Raw genomic sequence first — 18071 nt, 5'->3', positions numbered from 1 at the left:
GCTATTCCCGCAAGAGTCTCCTCTATTTCAATTGCTATAAAACGTGTGGTATATACAGATAAATTAGCCGAACAGAAATAGTTAATATACTATTTTTGTTCGGCTATTATATTAAGACATTTATTTTTGTCTCAAACTGTTCATTTTTTATAGCTATTTTTTATTTTCAGGTGTTGTACGGTTTAATACTTGAGTAATGGTTTGGTCGATCGAACGTAAATGCAAATCACGCTGTGGAAATGGAATTTCAATATCATGTTCGGTTAATAGTCGGTGTATCTTAAAATTAAGATTCGTCTTTGCTCGTAATAGCTCCCGAGAATCATTGACCCAAATAAGTAATTCAAAATCAAGTGATGAATCGCCAAATCCGACAAAGTTAACAAACGGTTCTGGTTCTAATAATACCGCTTTGTTTTCTTCAACTTCTTCCTGAGCGACCCTTAACAATAGATCGCGTACTTGCTCGGGGTTGGCTTGATATGAAACACCAATGGGTACGGTTAGTCTCATGATTGGATTTTGGAATGACCGATTAATGACGTGCTCTTCTAAAAAATATGAATTTGGAACAATAATATGTTCATTGTTGACAGAGCGGATCACGGTGGCCCGCATATTAATTTGTTCAACATCTCCTATAATATCATCAACAATAACTCGATCGCCTATCTTAATTGGTCTTTCAAATAGCAAAATAATACCTGAAATAAAATTTGAAGCGACGTTTTGCAATCCAAAGCCAATCCCGACACCCGCAACACTAGCAAAGACAGTTAATGCACCTAGACTTATCCCAACTATCGATATGCTCATCATTACAGCAATAATCATAATGATATAGTGAAAGATGCGGTTGAATGTAAATTGAATACCCTGGTCAAGCTGATAACGTTGATAAATGGTAGGCATAAACAACTCGGTTACAAAGCGAGACAGGTGATAAGCCAATGAGATAATTAAAAAGGCGATAATAATTATATTCATAGTTACATGAATAGAGCTAAAGGAAATAAAGGAATTCACCATCCAATAGTGCTCTCCGTAATAACTAAGTAGAAATAAAATAAACAAGTAAACGACCACCCAATTGGTGATCAAGCGACTCTGCTTTTTATCAAAGCGTTTAACAAGCAGTTTTCGTAATGTAAAACGAAGGATCATTAAAGCCATCAAAACAGAGCTAAGTATAATGAGATGTGTAATATCGAATGATTCAAAAATAGTAAGCAAGTAAAATCCCTCATTTATCAGATTGGTATGAGGTTATTTTAGCAGGTTTTACAACACATATAAATAAACACTTAAAAAATGGGTGAAAGATCCTGCCAAAATAAACAAATGAAAGATCTCGTGAAAACCTAAGTATTTGCTTTCTAACCATTTAGGCTTAAGCGCATAAATAATGCCACCGATGGTGTAAATGACCCCACCAATAATGAGTAATAACAACCCATTTCGTTCAATACTATCAGATAATGGAGATGCGACAAAAATAATTAGCCAGCCCATAACAATATAAAGTAAGGTGGACAGCCATCTTGGGCAATGAAACCAAATTAACTTAAAAGCAACGCCGCTAATGGCTGTCACCCAAATGATGAATAGTAGAGTCCAGCCAATTCTTCCTTGTAATGCGATCACACAATAAGGCGTATAGGTACCTGCGATTAAGATAAAGATCATCGCATGGTCTATTTTTCTTAACCAACTGAGCACATAGTTGGTTGCAATGACCATATGATAGGTTGCAGAAGCCGTATAAAGTAAGATCATGCTTACACCAAAAAGGATTAAAGAGAAAATTTCGATCGATGTAGCTGTTGTTTGTGCACCTTTAATTACTAAAGCAATTAACCCGAAAAACGCTAAAACAGCCCCCAATAGGTGTGTTAAGCCATTAATGGGTTCTCTAATATAACTATTCATTTATAACACCTCTTCATATTATTATGTAGTTTTAAAAACTATATGACAACATCATACTACTACAAAGAGCTATCGTCAACATTTACGTCGTAGTTATTATTCGTTATACTAAAAGAAATAATTTTTTAACAAAAATGAGGGTTGGATATGGAAAATTTAAAAACAGTGTTAGAAAGTCTGCATTTAGAGAACATCGTGAGAAAGGAAGATATCCCAGCTATTGATTTATATATGGACCAAGTAACACAGTTATTCGAAAAAAAATATGCCAGTAGTAAACGTCACGACACAGATAAAATTTTAACGAAAACTATGATCAACAATTATGCAAAAGGGAAATTGTTGTTTCCGATCCAAAATAAGAAATATACAAAAGAACACATCATGCTGATTCAATTTATTTATCACTTAAAAGGAGCGCTGTCTATTAACGATGTTGGAGCAGTGTTATCTGATCTTAACCAATATGTTGAACAAGAAGAAATTGAATTAGATCCGATTTATCAACAATATACAGAATTGATGGACAAGCAAGTGGATCAATTCACTACCGATTTTCAAACTTTAGTTGATCAGTCAGGGCAAGCCGTAACGGAAATGCCGTATGAAAACGTGGAGCATATTCATCAATTGTTCTTGATTATGTCTGCGGCTCATTATAGTAATATGTATCGCAAACTAGCAGAGCGTTTGGTGGATCAATTGTTTAAAGACATGAATAATGTTAGCTCCACCGATCAAAAGGAAAAAAGCTAGACAGATTAATCTGCCTAGCCATCATAGTGTCTAGATAAAGAACCAAGGAAGGATAGCGAGTGTTCCGATCGCTCCGAGTGCAATGCCTAAACCGAAACCGGGTCCCCAGAACCCCCACCCGTAACCGCCGCGGTGTCCTCCTAGGGGTTCTAGATAAACATGGGAGCGTGTAACTTGGCGGATAACCCCCCTGTACTCTTTTCCGTCGCGTGTACGAATACAGACAGGCTTACCAACATTTTCGTAACATGTTTGGTAATAAGCTGACATTTTATTACTCCTTTCTATGTCATCATAGATTGAGAAACGACTCAAAAAAGCACACCAAAGCCGGTGAAAACGCATATTTTGAGTACTCTTTATAAAGTATGATAAACACATAGAAGTTGTAGAGGCTATTTGCTGAGGTTTAGTAAATTTTATAAAATGTTTTCAGTTAAAATTTGATTTGCTGATATTTGTAGAAGGTCGATTATAGTCGGTTGGTGCAGTTGACACCATCGATTGACTAACGCGTAACCTACGAGATAACCAGTTAAGTGTGGGATTTCCTGATCGCCATACATCATTCGATCATGGAAAGGATGATGTTTAGGTAGATTAAGATTCTTTTTAACGACGTGTTCCCAAAGCGATTTTGCAGTAGAAAGCTGATCGTCGCTATATTTAAGTGCAGTGTTATACACGCTATCTTCATCAAAGCTTAGGCGCACAATTTTTTCAGCAATACCTTCTAAAATAATTGAATCGCCTAAAGTAAGTTGATCAGTATGTTTATATAAGTGATTTAGGCGATAGACATGACTATATTCATGCGTTAATAATGCTTGTATTTGTTGGTGTGAGCTATCCTTATGAATAAATAGAAAGAGTTTATCAGCGTAACTTAGTCCAGAAACACCGTGAAAAGCGTCCATTAACTGCTGATTGCTACAATCTGAAGGTAAAATAAAAAGAGCGACCTCGGGCCCTTGCCATTCGTTTTGTAGCACGGTAAAAGCTGTTTCTATTTCATACCACATATTGGATGTGATCAGTTGTTCAATATGATGATCGTTTAGCTCGTTTTCTTGGAATAGCCCAAAACTTTGTAAGTGCCACTGCAGTACTAATGGATCGGCATCGTCAAAGTATGCGCAAATGGGTTGAATGATATATTTAAGTTGTGCGCTCGGCTCACCTTTATGGCGCATGTATTGGGCTAGCAAAGCCTTTGTATCAACGATGACCATCGGCTTACACCTTATTATTTCGTTTTTGGGCAATATAAATATATGTGCCTAATTTATCCTGTAACTGTTCAATTAAGTGATAATGTTCAGCCATCATTTTAAAGTAGCTTGGATCAATCCCTGGTTCAATCTCTAAATCGATAGCCCCTTTTGTTTCAGGTGCTACACGTTCTGCTTCTAATATTGTAAATTCAGCTTTTCTGATAGCCTCGATCCAATCGTTTTTGGTATACACAGAATCGAAACCGTAGAATGAGCAGAAAGCTTCTCTTTCTTGATCTGTTAGCGGTTTGATCGCTGTCATCTCAACGAGATAGATAATCCCATTGTTTTGTAGGATTCGATTAAATTCATTTAAGGTGTTTAATATATTCGTGAACGAAACAGATGACTCAGCAATGACACAATTGACATGATTTGCTTCTATTGGGATGGTGGACATATCAGCTAAGATAACTTCCGCATTTTCAATCCCTGCTAATCGTTTCATTGCGTGGTCGATCATTTGGCTGTGTTGATCAATACCAATTAATGTACTATCGGTGTGTTCAGCTAAATAGGCTATCGTAGCACCTGTTCCACAGCCAGCATCTAAAATCGTCTCGTGAGGGTAGTGTTTGATCTTATCAATGATTTTTTTTGTTAACGCTAGCCCACCTGGATGAGCACTGCCAATTTTTAATTTGGCTAGCATGTCAGTATAAGTATTATTCATATTCTTACTCCTTATCGCAAGGTTATTTGTAATAATGTATGCAACTATATATGTTTGTGGGAATTGTTCCTTGTCTATGATGATAAAGTTATTTACCTTAAGGTCAGTTTGTAGTACGATAAAGAATAATTTCATTTAAATACACGATTAAATAAATAGAAAAGTAGGTGTAGACATGGAACAAAAAGAGATTGAATTGTTACAATTGTTAGAAAAGCATGGACGACTGGGTACAGACATGATTGCCAGTATGTTAGATTTAACCGTTACAGAAGTTGAAGAGATGATCGAGAAATTAGAGCGGGAATCAGCTATTCTTGGCTATTCTACCCTCATTAATTGGGCCAAAGTATTAGAGCGTGAAAGCGTCACGGCTATGATTGAAGTGAAGGTTACACCGACACGTGGAAAAGGGTTTGATCAAGTTGCTGAGCGCATTTATCGATTTCCAGAAGTGAAGGCACTCTATCTAATGAGTGGTGGTTATGATTTATCGATCACTTTAGAGGGGCAGACCATGATGGAAATTAGTCGCTTTGTTTCCGATAAACTATCCACACTAGACTCTGTCGTGTCAACAGTGACTCACTTTGTACTGAAACAGTATAAACACGATGGCGTTATTTTTGATGATAATGATGATCAAGATAGACGAATGATGGTGACACCATGATTGATCAATCCCACCACTATGTCGCAGACCATATCCATCAGTTAAAGCCTTCTGGCATTCGTCGTTTCTTTGATCTTGCGTCTAAATTGGACAATGTGATCTCGCTCGGTGTAGGGGAACCTGACTTTGTTACACCATGGAATGTGATTGAAGCCAGTTTTCATTCTTTGGAGCAAGGCTATACAGCATATACAGCGAATGCTGGATTATTGGAACTGCGCGAAGAGCTCAGTTGCTTTTTATCAGAAACTTACCACGTTTCCTATCGTGCTGAAGATCAAATGCTTATCACCGTTGGGGCAAGTCAAGCGATTGATCTTGCTTTTCGAGCGATTATTAATCCTGGTGATGAAGTGATCGTTATTGAGCCGAGTTTTGTCTCTTATGCGCCGACGATTAAGCTGGCGGGTGGTGAGCCGGTCATTGTTGAGGCGACAGAGCCATTTGCTTTTAAAATACAGCCGGAACAGATTAAGTCAGCCATTACGCCTAAGACCAAGGCTATTCTGATTTGTAGTCCAAATAATCCAACTGGAGCTGCATTAAATAGAGACGAATTAACGGCGATAGCTAAACTAGCTGAACAACATGATTTAATTGTGGTTTCTGATGAAATTTATGCCGATTTACTGTATGACGAGGAATTTACAAGCTTTGCTTCTATTCCTAATATGATCGATCGGACCATCCTTATCTCTGGTTTTTCAAAAGCTTTTGCGATGACAGGCTGGCGTTTAGGTTATGCAGCCGGTCCTAAAGCGATTATTGAGGCGATGACTAAAATTCATCAATACACGATCATGTGCGCACCTACAATGGCTCAACATGGTGCACTTGAAGCGTTAAGAAATGGAAGAGGTAGTGTTCAAGAGATGAAGAATAGTTATCGACAAAGAAGAAATTATGTGGTTAAAGCTTTAAACGAGATGGGTTTAACCTGCCATATGCCAGGAGGGGCTTTTTATGTCTTTCCATCAATAAAAGCAACAGGAATGAGTTCGGAAGCTTTTGCTGAAGCCTTATTAGAAGATCAGCGAGTAGCCGTTGTACCTGGCCATGTGTTTGGAAATAGTGGAGAAGGTTATATTAGATGCTCATATGCCACTTCAATGCAGCAATTAGCAGAGGCAATGAAACGCATCAAGCGGTTTTTAGATAAATGAGAGGGTAAGACGCCTTTGCAGCTGTTCACGACGAGTAAAACACGTGAAGTAGCGGAGATAAACAATAAATATGCTGTAAAGTAAATGCATTCGCTCATGATTTGGGCGAATGCGAATATTTTGTTGATTTGTTTTGTTTGTCTATTGCGAAGGGTATTTGTGCTCACCGTTTCACATTAGTTAGCCATGAGCTTTAGATAACTATAAAATCAATTGAAATCGTGTTATAATACGAATGATAATACGATCAAACAATATAAATGTACGATTTTAGCGAATGGGGTGTGTCATAAATGAAATCTGATTTACAGATAGCGAACGAAGTATCATTAAAGCCGATTAAACGTATTATAGAACAATTAGATGTTAATGATCATGAGTGGTACCCGTACGGTCACCATAAAGCTAAACTTTCATTGGATCTGCTTCAACGATTAGAGGATGAAAAAGATGGTCAATTAATCTTAGTGACATCGATCAACCCGACACCAGCTGGAGAGGGTAAATCAACAGTGACAGTAGGTCTAGGACAAGCGCTTCAACAGCTTGGTAAGAAAGCAGCAATTGCCTTGAGAGAGCCTTCTTTAGGTCCAGTGATGGGCTTGAAAGGTGGGGCAACAGGTGGTGGCTATTCTCAAGTTGTACCTATGGAAGATATTAATCTGCATTTTACTGGAGACCTTCATGCGATTACAACCGCTAATAATGCTCTATCTGCATTTATTGATAATCATATCTTTCAAGGAAATAGTTGTGAAATTGACACCAGACGCATTACTTGGAAGCGCGTGGTTGACCTCAATGACCGTGCACTTCGTGAAGTTGTTATTGGTCTTGGTGGGACAAAGCAAGGCATACCTAGAGAAGATGGTTTTAATATTACCGTTGCATCAGAAATAATGGCGATTCTTTGCTTGGCGGAAGGATTTCAAGATTTACGTGCAAGACTTGCTAAGATTGTTATTGGTTATAAAGTAGATCAGACACCTGTGACGGTGGCTGACTTGAAGGTTGAAGGCGCACTATCCTTGCTATTAAAAGATGCACTATTACCCAATCTTGTTCAAACAATAGAAGGGGTTCCCGCCTTTATTCATGGTGGTCCATTTGCCAATATTGCTCACGGTTGTAATAGTCTTATCGCAACAAAAATGGCTAGTAAATTAGCTGATTATGTAGTAACAGAGGCAGGATTTGGCGCTGATCTAGGTGCAGAAAAGTTTTTGAATATAAAATCAAGAATAGGGCAATTAGACCCGAAGGCCGTTGTTATTGTCGCAACGATAAGAGCGCTGAAAATGCATGGTGGTGTTAAGCAAAGCGATCTTAGTCAAGAGGATTTAGCTGGATTGAAAAGCGGGCTTGATCATCTTGCTAAGCATATAGAAACAATAGAAGCATTTGGATTACCCTTTGTTGTTGCACTTAATCGTTTCACTTCCGATACCGAAGCAGAAATAAATGAGGTAGAGCAATGGTGCAATGATCGTGGTATCGAAATAGCATCAACAACGGTTTGGGCTGACGGAGGAAAAGGCGGTTTAGATTTAGCTGAAAAAGTGATTAATCTTGTTGATAGTCACGCCCAGTCTTATCAACCCCTTTACCCACTTGATGCAGATATCACGACGAAAATAGACTGTATTGCTAAATCAGTATATGGTGCGAAAGGTGTTGAAATAACCCCATTTGTTCAACAGCAGATAGAGGCATTTACTGAAAATGGTTGGGACAAGTTACCTATCTGTATGGCAAAAACCCAATATTCACTTTCCGATGATCCCGATTTATTTGGACGCCCCACTGACTTTAAGATTACAGTGAGGGAATTACGTCCTGCGATTGGGGCGGGTTTTATCGTCGCATTAACGGGTGACGTATTAACCATGCCGGGCTTACCTAAAGAACCAGCTGCGTTAAAGATGGACATTGATCAGAACGGATCAGCCGTCGGACTGTTTTGAATTAGCATCGATTGAAAAGTACAATTACTATAAATAATCTTACCCCGTATGAACTGAAACCTTCCAAAAGAGGCTTTCAGTTCATACGGGGTATTTACCATAGATACGTCCGCGATAAAATAGGAAATAGTGGTCATCATCTATATGGGTGGGAGCTAATGGATACTCACTCAACTAACAATCAGTGGGAAAGGGCGTCTTATTTACTGAAGCTCGTTTTATAAGGCTAATTTCATTTTTTTCTCTAGACTAAAATGTACGTACATGATATATTGTTTAGTATAAAAAATTAAACTTATAAGTACCTATTTTACATTAATGATATTACTATGAAAAATGTAGAGAGGAAGAATTAAATGAAGATAATAGACATACCAACGATTCATTTAACAATAAAAAAAGGGGAAACCCCAGATTTGCCAGAAGAAGTTGAAGTAGAATTAGAGAATGGACTAAAAGCTAATTATCCTGTTGAGTGGACTAATGAAAACGCCGTCACCGATGATGGAGAGGAAGTCAAGGGGGAATTAAAGGTGGTAAAATACCCGTGTCCATTTATTGAACAGCGAGCTGACCCCTATTTATATAAACATAGTGATGGCTATTATTATTTTACGGGTTCATACCCTTTATATGATCGGATTGTGTTAAGGCGTGCAAAAACGATTAAAGCGTTACCTGATGCTGAAGAAATCGTTATTTGGGAACGTCATGAGACAGGAATCATGTCCGAGCACATTTGGGCGCCAGAATTGCATTATATTAATGGTAAATGGTACATTCATTTTGCTGCGGGTAAAAAAGATGATGTATGGGCAATCAGACCCTACGTATTAGAGTGTGCAGATCAAAATCCCTTAACAGGTACGTGGCACGAAAAAGGGCAGGTTAATACGGCGTTCCAAAGTTTTTCGTTGGATGCAACAACTTTTGAACATAAAGGAAGGCGCTATCTTGTTTGGGCGCAAAAGGTTGATCATGATACCGTCTCTAATTTATACATTGGCGAAATGGAGAACCCTTGGACGATAAAAAATCAAATATTATTATCAACACCTGAGTATGATTGGGAGAATAGTGTCTTATACGTTAACGAGGGTGCTGCTGTGATTGAGCGACGCGGAAAAGTATTTATTGCTTTTTCAGCAAATGCAACTGATCATAATTATGCGGTTGGCTATCTTGTAGCGGATGCGGAGGCAGATTTATTAGACCCCACAGTCTGGAAAAAAACACCTGATCCGGTATTTAAAACGAGTACGGCGACTCAAGCATTTGGTCCTGGGCATAACAGTTTTAGTCAAGATGAAAATGGTTATGATTTATTGGTTTATCATGCAAGACCTTATAAAGAAATTAAGGGGAATTCATTGTATGATCATAATCGTCATGCAAGCATACAACGCTTATTCTGGCATGACGATGGTACACCGTATTTTGGTATGCCGGGTGATCAAGTTGAACCGACAGACCAACCAGTAATTGCTAAAATAAACTATAATTAAAAGACAACCAGAGCGTTGCTGATAACACAACGCTCTGGTTATTCGATTATTGAAGGAGAAATTCAATCTCTTCTTTTTTCCTGGAATATTTTATATGTAAATCAGATCCATCAAAATACCATTCATCTTTCTTTTCGACAAAAAAAGTAACACCGTCTATTGTCGTTTTAGCTACAGGTTCAAAAGGCTCATCTTGACTAGAAACACCAAGAGAAAACCCAACTTGAGCACCTCCATGACCACCATAGCGTACAAAGAAACGGATGTAATCACCGTCTGATACGCTCATTTCATTAATAAACCACTTTAGGGCAGGTTGTGAAATTGATATATCCATAGCTCATCCTCCTTAACTCTACTATACCAAATCAACTGTTGTAATGCGATTTATTTGAATAGACATTGATGTGAATAAAGTTCCCTTTCTTTGCTGCGCGTATACAAACGTTGTTAGATAATCTTACAATTCATTCGAATTTTATCACATCAAGAGGTATACTTAATCATAAAGTATCACAAACATAAAGTGGTGGTGATCAAATTGATTCAAGAAACCTCATATAAAGAACGTAAAGTGATAACGATAGGGATTGTAAGTGAATTAACGGGATTATCAGAACGACAGATTCGGTACTACGAAGAGCGCAAACTTATCTTTCCAGAACGTTCTCCTAAAGGTAATCGAAAGTATTCATTTTTAGATGTAGAACATCTTATGGATATTGCTAATAAGCGTGAAGAGGGTGTTCAAACATTTGAGATACGTCAAGAAATGCTTCGTCGAAAGCGCAAGCAAGAACGACATGGTAGAAAAGAATTATTGCGTGGAGAGATCAACGCACGCTTTGGTATTCAAAATGATTAGAGGATCCTCGTGATACGGGGGTCTTTTTTTGCACACTAGCAAAGAGCGTGTGATTCGCCACCCTTCTTCACTGTTAAGGTATTGTTTTTAGATAATTGATTTTTGGGATTTTTTAATGAAAATTAGAAATAAAACACTAATTTGGATTTTGCTCTTGTCGAAATATGAAAAATTATTTATGATAGTAGAGAAGACTGTTGACTAATACACTATTATGTTGAAAAATAAGTCTAAATAACTATTAAAAAATTAGTGTAATATGATGAAGCTCACATAAGCTAAACGTACTATTTAACCTATATCAATCTACAAGTCTACTTTTTTTGATATTCGCTTTGATTTATATCTGTTTAAGTTATGATATAAGTCACAATACAAAAGCCTCGGAAAAAATGCCATTTTTTAACTTTATCTTGTTTCTTGTGCTAATAACCCCCATGGTGGCGGGTCGTTTGGTTGACGATTTTGTCTAAAATAAGTAACATATGTAATAAGTTGGTCACCCCAAGTTTTGCGTTCGATTTGCTCAAAAATAACAAAAACAAATACTAAATATTTGGAGAAAAGAAGTGATCGAATAGACGATGAAATTACTATTTGTTAAAAAGGCATCCCTCTTGCGTGATGGGATAATTGAATTATTAAAACGACAATTTTCTGACAGCCAAATAGTGTGTTGTGATGCAAAGGATGAAAGAGTCTTAATCGATTTTGCGCAACAGTCTGATCTAGTCATCATTGATATACATACACCTATTCCCGTCGAAACCTTTGCGAAATACTTTCAATCGTTAAACAAAAAAGTGGTTGCTTGGGTGGAAGATATCCATGACCCTTGTACTACGTCATTATTCGCGCTTGGGTTAGATGGCTATCTTTATTTTGACATGGACGAGCAGGGATTAACGCAATCGATACAATGGATAATAGAGGGTAAGCGCTTTGTACATCCTTCATTAGCTAACTGTTTGTTAGAAGTGTATGTTCGCGCACAGTCTAAAAAGCCAGATCCACCCTTTGATATTTTGTCAAGGCGAGAGTGGGAAGTTTTGCAGCTTTTAGTTAAAGGCTATAGTAACGTGGGGATTGCAAACGAACTCTATTTATCAGATAAAACAGTAAAAAATTATGTTAGTTCAATATTACATAAGCTTGAAGTTCCTGATCGAACCAATGCCGTGTTAAAGGCACTGAAGAAGCAATGGATTTACTTATAAGTAAAATTTAGTTTTTTCATTATTTTCGCATTTTTGAAATTTTACCATCACGATATCCTACATTTTAAAGCAAACCGATCCGCAGTGATTAGCGGGTCGGTTTTTTTATTGCATTCATTTTCCTGATATTAAGAGGTGTTCTGAAGACGACACGGAAAACGGAGCATATCTACTGCCACTGTACACGTTTAATTTTGTGGAAATTGCTCTAGTATTGCAGTGACTTCTTCATCGCCGATTGCATAAGCCGAAACAGATTGATCTTCGAAATAAATCAGCGTAGGTGTGCCTGTTATCTCTAATTGATTTGCTTGTAAAGGTTCTAAGTTAGGATAAGGCGTTTGGTGAACAGCAATTAATTGATCATTATCGTCTGTCGTGATCGACCAATTTACCTCACTATCTTCTAATGATGACGCCACTTCTGGATCAATGTGTTCTTCTCCATCAATCACTTCCCCAATTACTTGATCGTACTGTTGGTGATGTGCTTCCCAATCATACCAAGCAGAGTGATTTTCATTTTCTTGCATGTCCACTAAATAAATCGGGATGTCTCCATTATTGGCATAGTCTACAATTATATCTTCAATTTGCTCACAATAAACACAGCCCTCCTGCCAAAAGTAGACGAAATATTGATCGTCCTCTTGTTGAAAGCTGTCTGCTGCAGAAATGGTGTTAATGTCGGCGCTTTGCTGAATATCATTAGATGAGATTTGCGTTAATATGATAAGCGTTAGTATCGTGATACCGATAAAAATTATGATCGCTAAGCCGCTTTTCTTCATTACGTCACTGTCCTTTCATTTTTTACACATTATACGTTAATCGAGCTTTCTCGTAAACGAATATCAATGATAGAGCATAAAATTGAGTGGATTGTTTACATTAATAACGATGGTGAGTGAATAAAAAGTGGTGATAAATTGAACACAAATAATCGTCTTTATAGGATCGTTTTATGTAATAGCTCTTCTAAACGCTTGATCAGGTGGGAGATGATTAAGTGTGAGTTGTTTTGCGGAATTTCTAAGTATGACTAAGAGGTGGTGTATTAAATGAAAAAGTTACTAAAAAGAATCATGATAGCTATTGTTTTAATGATTAGTATTAAAGCATTACTGGCTGATACGTCATCCGTTGTTTTTGCGGAACGGTTTGATGAAATACGAAGACCCTTTATACCTGGTCGCGAACAAAATATTTTTTAATGGTTTTCGAAAAAAGCCTGTCACTTTATTGTGTCAAGGGTCTTTGGGAGAAAGGTCTTTAGATATAAAGGTGATTTGATTTGAAGCAAAAGATTTTGATTATAAGCAGGTGGATCTATACATGAATGTTTTGTGCCTTTCATGCTATTCTTTCCTTCCCATTCGTTGATTAAAGTCTTATAATAGGGACTATTAGATGAATGCATGTTAGGAGAGAAGTTTTTGTGACAGATAAAGGATCGCTTGTACCGTTAAAAATGTTATTGTTTAGTTTTCATGGGGCGAACACGATGGTTGTAAGCTTTCTGCCGTTATTATTGGCTTATCGAGGGTTGACCGGTCAAGAAGTTGGTTGGGTCCTCGCAGTTGGGCCGACAGTGTCTATATTCTCGCAACCCTTTTGGGGATTTATGAGTGATAAGTATCAAACAGTACGAAGAATATTGATCATTGTAACGTGTGGCTTACTTATAAGTAGCGCAGTGTTTTTTCAAATGAAAACGCTCATTCTTATCTTAATTTCCGCTATCTTTTTTTATTTCTTTGTTTCACCAATTGGTCCGCTTGCTGATAGTTTGGCGCAACGTAGAGCGTCTGCTTTAGGGGTTTCATTTGGTGCGATTCGGACATGGGGATCGATTGGATTTGCGGCGTCGGCACTCTTAGTCGGTCAATTACTTGACTGGATCGGTATTCAATATTTGGCCATTCCGTATTTATTCATGGGTACATTAGTCCTTATTGTTAGTTTTAGAATTGTAGATGTGAAAGTGGAGACGGCGCCTGTTCAGCTTAAAGATATACATAAACTCATTAAAAATTATCGTCTACTTATATACTTAGCTGTATTATTGTTGGTCACAATAACACACCGAGCGAATGATAGTTTTATCGGTCTGTTTATTAGAGAGCTTGGCGGACGAGATCGTTTAGTTGGTTGGGCTTGGTTTGTAGGTGTTGCTAGTGAAGCAGCTGTATTCGCCTTTGCTGGAAAGTGGTTTAGAAAATTCCATCCATTGATTTTTATGACAACTGCAGGTTTATTATTTGCAGGGAGATGGCTGTTGTATGGCGTCGTTGATTCGCCCTCTATTATTGTGGTGTTACAAGTTTTTCATGGCCTTTGCTTTGGTGTGTTTTACCTTGCTTCTTTTCAATACGTTTCTCGATTAATTCCGGTTGAATTACAGGCGACAGGTCATTTGATGTTTATGACTGTTTTCTTTGGCATATCAGGAATAATAGGTTCATTAGGCGGAGGTTTTATCATCGAGCAATATGGTGGTCATGCATTGTATTTTACAATGGCGGCTTTCGCGCTAGTAGGTTCGATGCTGATCATGTTATATCACATGGTACAGAGACGGGCTTAGAAAGGAGGGAGGGGCTTGCGACAAACTGAAGTTGTGGAAATTTGCTTATTGGCGGGGAAAATTATGCTGCAAAGCGGAGCAGAAACATATCGCGTAGAGGATACAATGATAAGGATTGCCCAAGCATTCGCGATCGAGAATGCGCAGGTTCATGCGACGCCAACTGCGATTATGTTTGGCTATGATATAACTGCCCCAACTCATTTCGTTCGGATTGAGGAGCGGGCTACAGACTTACATAAAGTTTCGCAAGTTAATAGTATTTCTCGTCATGTATCCTCTCAGCAGTTGTCAATCGAAGAAGCAGACAAACAATTACGGCAAGTTGACCAACAGCGTGATACTTACCCGAACTGGGTTCAATTATTAGCAGCTGCTTTTGCTAGTGGTGGCTTCACGATCATGTTTGATGGTCGATGGTCTGATTTTATTCCAGCGGTTATTGTTGGTGGCATCGGCTACGGTATGATGCGCTACTTACATAATGTCATTAAAATTCGTTTCTTTGCTGAATTTTTAGCATCGATTTTATTAGGAGTGTCTGCTTTTTTTGTGGTTCAAATAGGCTGGGGTCTTGAAATTGATAACATTATTATTGGCTCAGTCATGCCCCTTGTTCCCGGCTTACTGATTACAAATGCAGTCAGGGACTTAATGGCAGGTCACTTAGTTTCTGGGATAACGAAAGGGGCCGAAGCTTTCTTGACCGCTTTTGCAATTGGAGCGGGTGTATCGATTATATTTTTTCTTGTGCGCTAGCATGACTATTGAAGTGAGGTGCAGGTTTTGATTGTAGAACAGTTATTGGTTAGTTTTATAGCTGCAGCTGGTTTTGCTATTATTTTTAATGTGCCACGCCGCGTGCTCTGGCAGTGTGGAGTAGTTGGCACGTTAGGTTGGCTTGTGTACACGTTGCTTCGTTTATTAACAATAGATACGATTGTTGCTACGTTGTTATCGGCTGTTGTCGTCGCTGTTGTTAGTCAAATTTTTGCAAAGTGGTTTCGAACGCCAATTATTATTTTCAATGTATCTGGTATTATCCCGCTTGTCCCTGGTGGCTTGGCTTATGATGCGATGCGTCAATTTGTCGAAAATAATTATGATCAGGCGATTCCATTGGCAGCTCGAGTAATTATGATTTCGGGAGCGATTGCATTAGGATTGATCTGCTCGGAAGTGATTAATCAAATGATTAGACAAGCAAAATGGAAAAAGTATGTGAACACTTAGGCTCGTAAAGGGTTAAGTCGTTTCTAATCGGGCTAAAAAGCTGGTCTTGTGGAAAGGTAATAATACAATTTTGAAAGGAAGGTTAACAGATGATTACTTTAAAAAAGCAAAAAGATCACGAACATAAAATTACAAACGAAAGAGGGACAGAGAGCATAGCTACATCTAGTCGCTACCCTGTTGATGGTTTTTCACCTGTTGATTATTTATGTAGTTCTGTTGGCATCTGTATGGGACTAACCGTTGATGCGATTATTGAAAGAGATCAACTTGAAATTGATGGTTATACGATTGAAGTATCAGCAACTAAGGACGCAGACGCTCGCCCATCCAGAATGGAGAAGTTAGATGTTTCAATTGTATTTGAAGGAGACGTTGATGAAAAAACAAGGAATAAACTAGAAAAATCGGCAAAACGCGGCTGTACAATTGGAAATACGATTGAACACGGTGTACCTGTTAACTTAATCACGAAATCTTAATGGGTTGTTCACTTGAACAGCCCTATTTTGTTTAATAGAGTAGGTTAAAACGAAGGGAAGGTTTATCAATGAAAATCGTTACATATAAGTTAAAGGATTCAGCTCAAGATTATCGGACTGGATTTATAAATGATAATCAAGTGGTCGATTTAGCTAAAGCGTTTAGGCTGCCTTTTTATAACCGACTCGCTTCGCTGCGGTTAGGAGAACAAAAGAAAGTACAATGTTGGTAGAAGAGCCTATAATTTATGATAAAATTGAAAGTGATAAGATAATTTTAAAAAGCATATTTTAAGGAGAGGAAAATGGCACTAGATAATTTTGAAGAATATAACGACCCTATTTTATACGATAAAGAAAATGAACCGCACAAAGGAGATATTCCATTCCTATTAAAATGGGCATCGAAGAAGCAAGGGACTATAATTGATTTGGCTTGTGGAACAGGTAGAGCAACAATTCCGTTAGCAAGGAATGGATATAAACTTATTGGAGTAGACATTCATAGCGGTATGTTGAACGAAGCCAAAAAGAAAGCATCTAGGCATAATCTACCAATAGAATGGATAGAACAAGATTGTACCGAACTTAATTTGAATCTTAAGAGTAGTTTCATATATACAGTTGGAAATTCAATTCAACATTTTATTACAAACGAATCTCAAGATGATTTATTGTCCTCAGTAAACAGACATTTAGAAGTTGGTGGGATTTTCATTTTTGACACAAGGTTTCCGAGTGTGGAGGAGTTATTACAACCTAATACGGAGGAGTATTGGAGAACTTATATTGATAGTGACACTTTAAACGAAGTGGATGTTTATACTATTAGTAACTATGACAGCCTAAACCAAGTTCAACACTACACTACTATTAGGAAATACAAAAACAATGATGGTGAGGTTGTAAATGAAAACAGAACAAACATAAGTTTAAGGTTTGTATACCCAAAAGAAATGGAACGAACTTTATATACCAATGGATTTAAGATATTAAATGTTTATAAGGATTGGGACGAAACTCCTATAACAAATGATAGTTATTCAATGATATATGTTTGTGAAAAAATTAAATAGTTCTATACTATATTTTACAACTTCAAAATAATGCAATAGTTAAAAAAAGACCGGCTTTTGACGGTCTCTTTTCAGTGATTAGAATTCCCCTTTTAGCCTATTTTAAAATGATAACATCAAAACTATTTTTGTGTATTTGTATATGAACCTTTGACCGTTCGACACCTATCGGCCCTTGGTTGGTAACAGCTGATGAAATTGAAGACCCAGGTAATCTAATGATCCAATCTGCAGTAAATGGGGAGAGGCGTCAGTTTTCTGACACTAGTCAGCTTATTTTTAACATTCCTTATTTGATTGCATTTATTTCAAACTTAATGACATTAGAACCCGGTGATATTATTTTAACGGGAACTCCTGATGGTGTGGGGTTTGCTCAACAACCACCTGCATTTTTGCAAGCTGGTGATCAAGTGGAATTAACAATTGAGGGGATTGGTAGCTTAACCAATACGGTGGAGTGAGCGTTTGATGGTGCTTATATTTAGAAGATAACCTAATGGGTGAAAGCGTCTGTTGATGACTTTTCCATTAGGTTTTATCACGTCCGTGGTCTTCCGCCTCGAAATAGGAGACTGCTGAAAAACTAACCCCTGGAGGTATTTTGAATTTAAAGGATTTTGTACTCACTCCAGTTACAGACGATCGCTTTCCGCGGGCACGGCCTCAGCTAA

At 37.7% G+C, this 18071-nt stretch carries 20 protein-coding genes and 1 pseudogene; 15 read left to right on the top strand and 6 right to left on the bottom strand.

Annotated elements, in window-relative coordinates:
* Positions 1–153: 153 nt before the first annotated feature.
* Together B494_RS18955 and trhA are read right to left on the bottom strand one after the other, a co-directional pair.
* A complete protein-coding gene (locus B494_RS18955) occupies positions 154–1233 on the bottom strand; it encodes a mechanosensitive ion channel family protein (RefSeq protein ID WP_017471206.1) in 1080 nt (359 codons plus the stop codon).
* Between the two features lie 48 nt (positions 1234–1281).
* Entirely contained in the window at positions 1282–1929 is a 648-nt protein-coding gene (gene trhA / locus B494_RS0104635; RefSeq protein WP_017471205.1) for a PAQR family membrane homeostasis protein TrhA, read from the bottom strand.
* Between the two features lie 147 nt (positions 1930–2076).
* Here trhA and B494_RS0104630 point away from each other — a divergent pair, with 147 nt between their 5' ends.
* Entirely contained in the window at positions 2077–2685 is a 609-nt protein-coding gene (locus tag B494_RS0104630; protein ID WP_017471204.1) for a DUF1836 domain-containing protein, read from the top strand.
* Positions 2686–3104: 419 nt separating this feature from the next.
* Here B494_RS0104630 and B494_RS0104620 read toward each other — a convergent pair whose 3' ends face one another.
* Together B494_RS0104620 and B494_RS18950 are read right to left on the bottom strand one after the other, a co-directional pair.
* On the bottom strand, positions 3105–3917 hold the full coding sequence (locus B494_RS0104620) for a DUF2268 domain-containing putative Zn-dependent protease (RefSeq protein ID WP_017471202.1): 813 nt from the start codon (positions 3915–3917) through the stop codon (positions 3105–3107).
* 4 nt (positions 3918–3921) lie between these two features.
* Positions 3922–4632, bottom strand: coding sequence for a class I SAM-dependent methyltransferase (locus tag B494_RS18950; protein WP_017471201.1), 711 nt, complete (start codon positions 4630–4632; stop codon positions 3922–3924).
* A 175-nt stretch (positions 4633–4807) separates the two neighbouring features.
* Here B494_RS18950 and B494_RS0104610 point away from each other — a divergent pair, with 175 nt between their 5' ends.
* The 4 genes from B494_RS0104610 to B494_RS0104595 all read left to right on the top strand — a co-directional run bounded on the left by B494_RS0104610 (position 4808) and on the right by B494_RS0104595 (position 9937).
* On the top strand, positions 4808–5305 hold the full coding sequence (locus B494_RS0104610; protein ID WP_017471200.1) for an Lrp/AsnC family transcriptional regulator: 498 nt from the start codon (positions 4808–4810) through the stop codon (positions 5303–5305).
* Positions 5302–6468, top strand: a complete 1167-nt coding sequence (locus tag B494_RS0104605; RefSeq protein ID WP_017471199.1) for an aminotransferase — start codon at positions 5302–5304, stop codon at positions 6466–6468. Before B494_RS0104610 ends, B494_RS0104605 begins: the two co-directional genes overlap by 4 nt.
* 293 nt (positions 6469–6761) lie before the next feature.
* Positions 6762–8432: a formate--tetrahydrofolate ligase gene (locus B494_RS0104600; RefSeq protein ID WP_017471198.1), complete on the top strand. Its 1671-nt coding sequence runs from the start codon at positions 6762–6764 to the stop codon at positions 8430–8432.
* Between the two features lie 356 nt (positions 8433–8788).
* Entirely contained in the window at positions 8789–9937 is a 1149-nt protein-coding gene (locus tag B494_RS0104595) for a glycoside hydrolase family 43 protein (RefSeq protein WP_017471197.1), read from the top strand.
* 46 nt (positions 9938–9983) lie between these two features.
* Here B494_RS0104595 and B494_RS0104590 read toward each other — a convergent pair whose 3' ends face one another.
* The gene (locus B494_RS0104590) at positions 9984–10274 is read right to left on the bottom strand and encodes a HesB/YadR/YfhF family protein (protein WP_017471196.1); all 291 of its coding nucleotides are present in this window, start codon (positions 10272–10274) and stop codon (positions 9984–9986) included.
* 204 nt (positions 10275–10478) lie between these two features.
* Here B494_RS0104590 and B494_RS0104585 point away from each other — a divergent pair, with 204 nt between their 5' ends.
* Both B494_RS0104585 and B494_RS0104580 read left to right on the top strand, forming a co-directional pair.
* Positions 10479–10802: a MerR family transcriptional regulator gene (locus B494_RS0104585; protein ID WP_017471195.1), complete on the top strand. Its 324-nt coding sequence runs from the start codon at positions 10479–10481 to the stop codon at positions 10800–10802.
* 617 nt (positions 10803–11419) lie between these two features.
* Positions 11420–12019 (top strand): response regulator transcription factor, encoded by a 600-nt coding sequence (locus B494_RS0104580; protein WP_241211392.1) that lies wholly within the window; start codon positions 11420–11422, stop codon positions 12017–12019.
* A gap of 188 nt (positions 12020–12207) precedes the next feature.
* Here B494_RS0104580 and B494_RS0104575 read toward each other — a convergent pair whose 3' ends face one another.
* The gene (locus B494_RS0104575) at positions 12208–12810 is read right to left on the bottom strand and encodes a thioredoxin domain-containing protein (RefSeq protein WP_017471193.1); all 603 of its coding nucleotides are present in this window, start codon (positions 12808–12810) and stop codon (positions 12208–12210) included.
* A gap of 270 nt (positions 12811–13080) precedes the next feature.
* Between B494_RS0104575 and B494_RS20955 the strand changes: the two genes are divergently transcribed.
* The 8 genes and pseudogenes from B494_RS20955 to B494_RS0104535 all read left to right on the top strand — a co-directional run.
* The gene (locus B494_RS20955; RefSeq protein WP_017471192.1) at positions 13081–13233 is read left to right on the top strand and encodes a hypothetical protein; all 153 of its coding nucleotides are present in this window, start codon (positions 13081–13083) and stop codon (positions 13231–13233) included.
* A gap of 224 nt (positions 13234–13457) precedes the next feature.
* Positions 13458–14606, top strand: a complete 1149-nt coding sequence (locus tag B494_RS0104565) for an MFS transporter (RefSeq protein ID WP_017471191.1) — start codon at positions 13458–13460, stop codon at positions 14604–14606.
* A 15-nt stretch (positions 14607–14621) separates the two neighbouring features.
* Positions 14622–15365, top strand: coding sequence for a threonine/serine exporter family protein (locus B494_RS0104560; protein WP_017471190.1), 744 nt, complete (start codon positions 14622–14624; stop codon positions 15363–15365).
* Positions 15366–15392: 27 nt separating this feature from the next.
* Positions 15393–15839, top strand: coding sequence for a threonine/serine exporter family protein (locus tag B494_RS0104555; RefSeq protein ID WP_017471189.1), 447 nt, complete (start codon positions 15393–15395; stop codon positions 15837–15839).
* Positions 15840–15928: 89 nt separating this feature from the next.
* On the top strand, positions 15929–16321 hold the full coding sequence (locus B494_RS0104550) for an OsmC family protein (protein WP_017471188.1): 393 nt from the start codon (positions 15929–15931) through the stop codon (positions 16319–16321).
* A gap of 68 nt (positions 16322–16389) precedes the next feature.
* Entirely contained in the window at positions 16390–16554 is a 165-nt protein-coding gene (locus B494_RS20950) for a hypothetical protein (RefSeq protein ID WP_017471187.1), read from the top strand.
* Positions 16555–16626: 72 nt separating this feature from the next.
* Positions 16627–17397: a class I SAM-dependent methyltransferase gene (locus tag B494_RS0104540; protein WP_017471186.1), complete on the top strand. Its 771-nt coding sequence runs from the start codon at positions 16627–16629 to the stop codon at positions 17395–17397.
* A 161-nt stretch (positions 17398–17558) separates the two neighbouring features.
* Positions 17559–17861, top strand: a pseudogene (locus B494_RS0104535) (fumarylacetoacetate hydrolase family protein); the annotation flags it as partial.
* Between the last annotated feature and the right edge of the window lie 210 nt (positions 17862–18071).

It is taken from the genome of Amphibacillus jilinensis Y1 (assembly GCF_000306965.1).
GTDB lineage: Bacteria > Bacillota > Bacilli > Bacillales > Amphibacillaceae > Amphibacillus_C > Amphibacillus_C jilinensis.
Note: the sequence above shows the minus strand (reverse complement) of the source record. Positions and strands in the feature narration are given on the sequence as shown.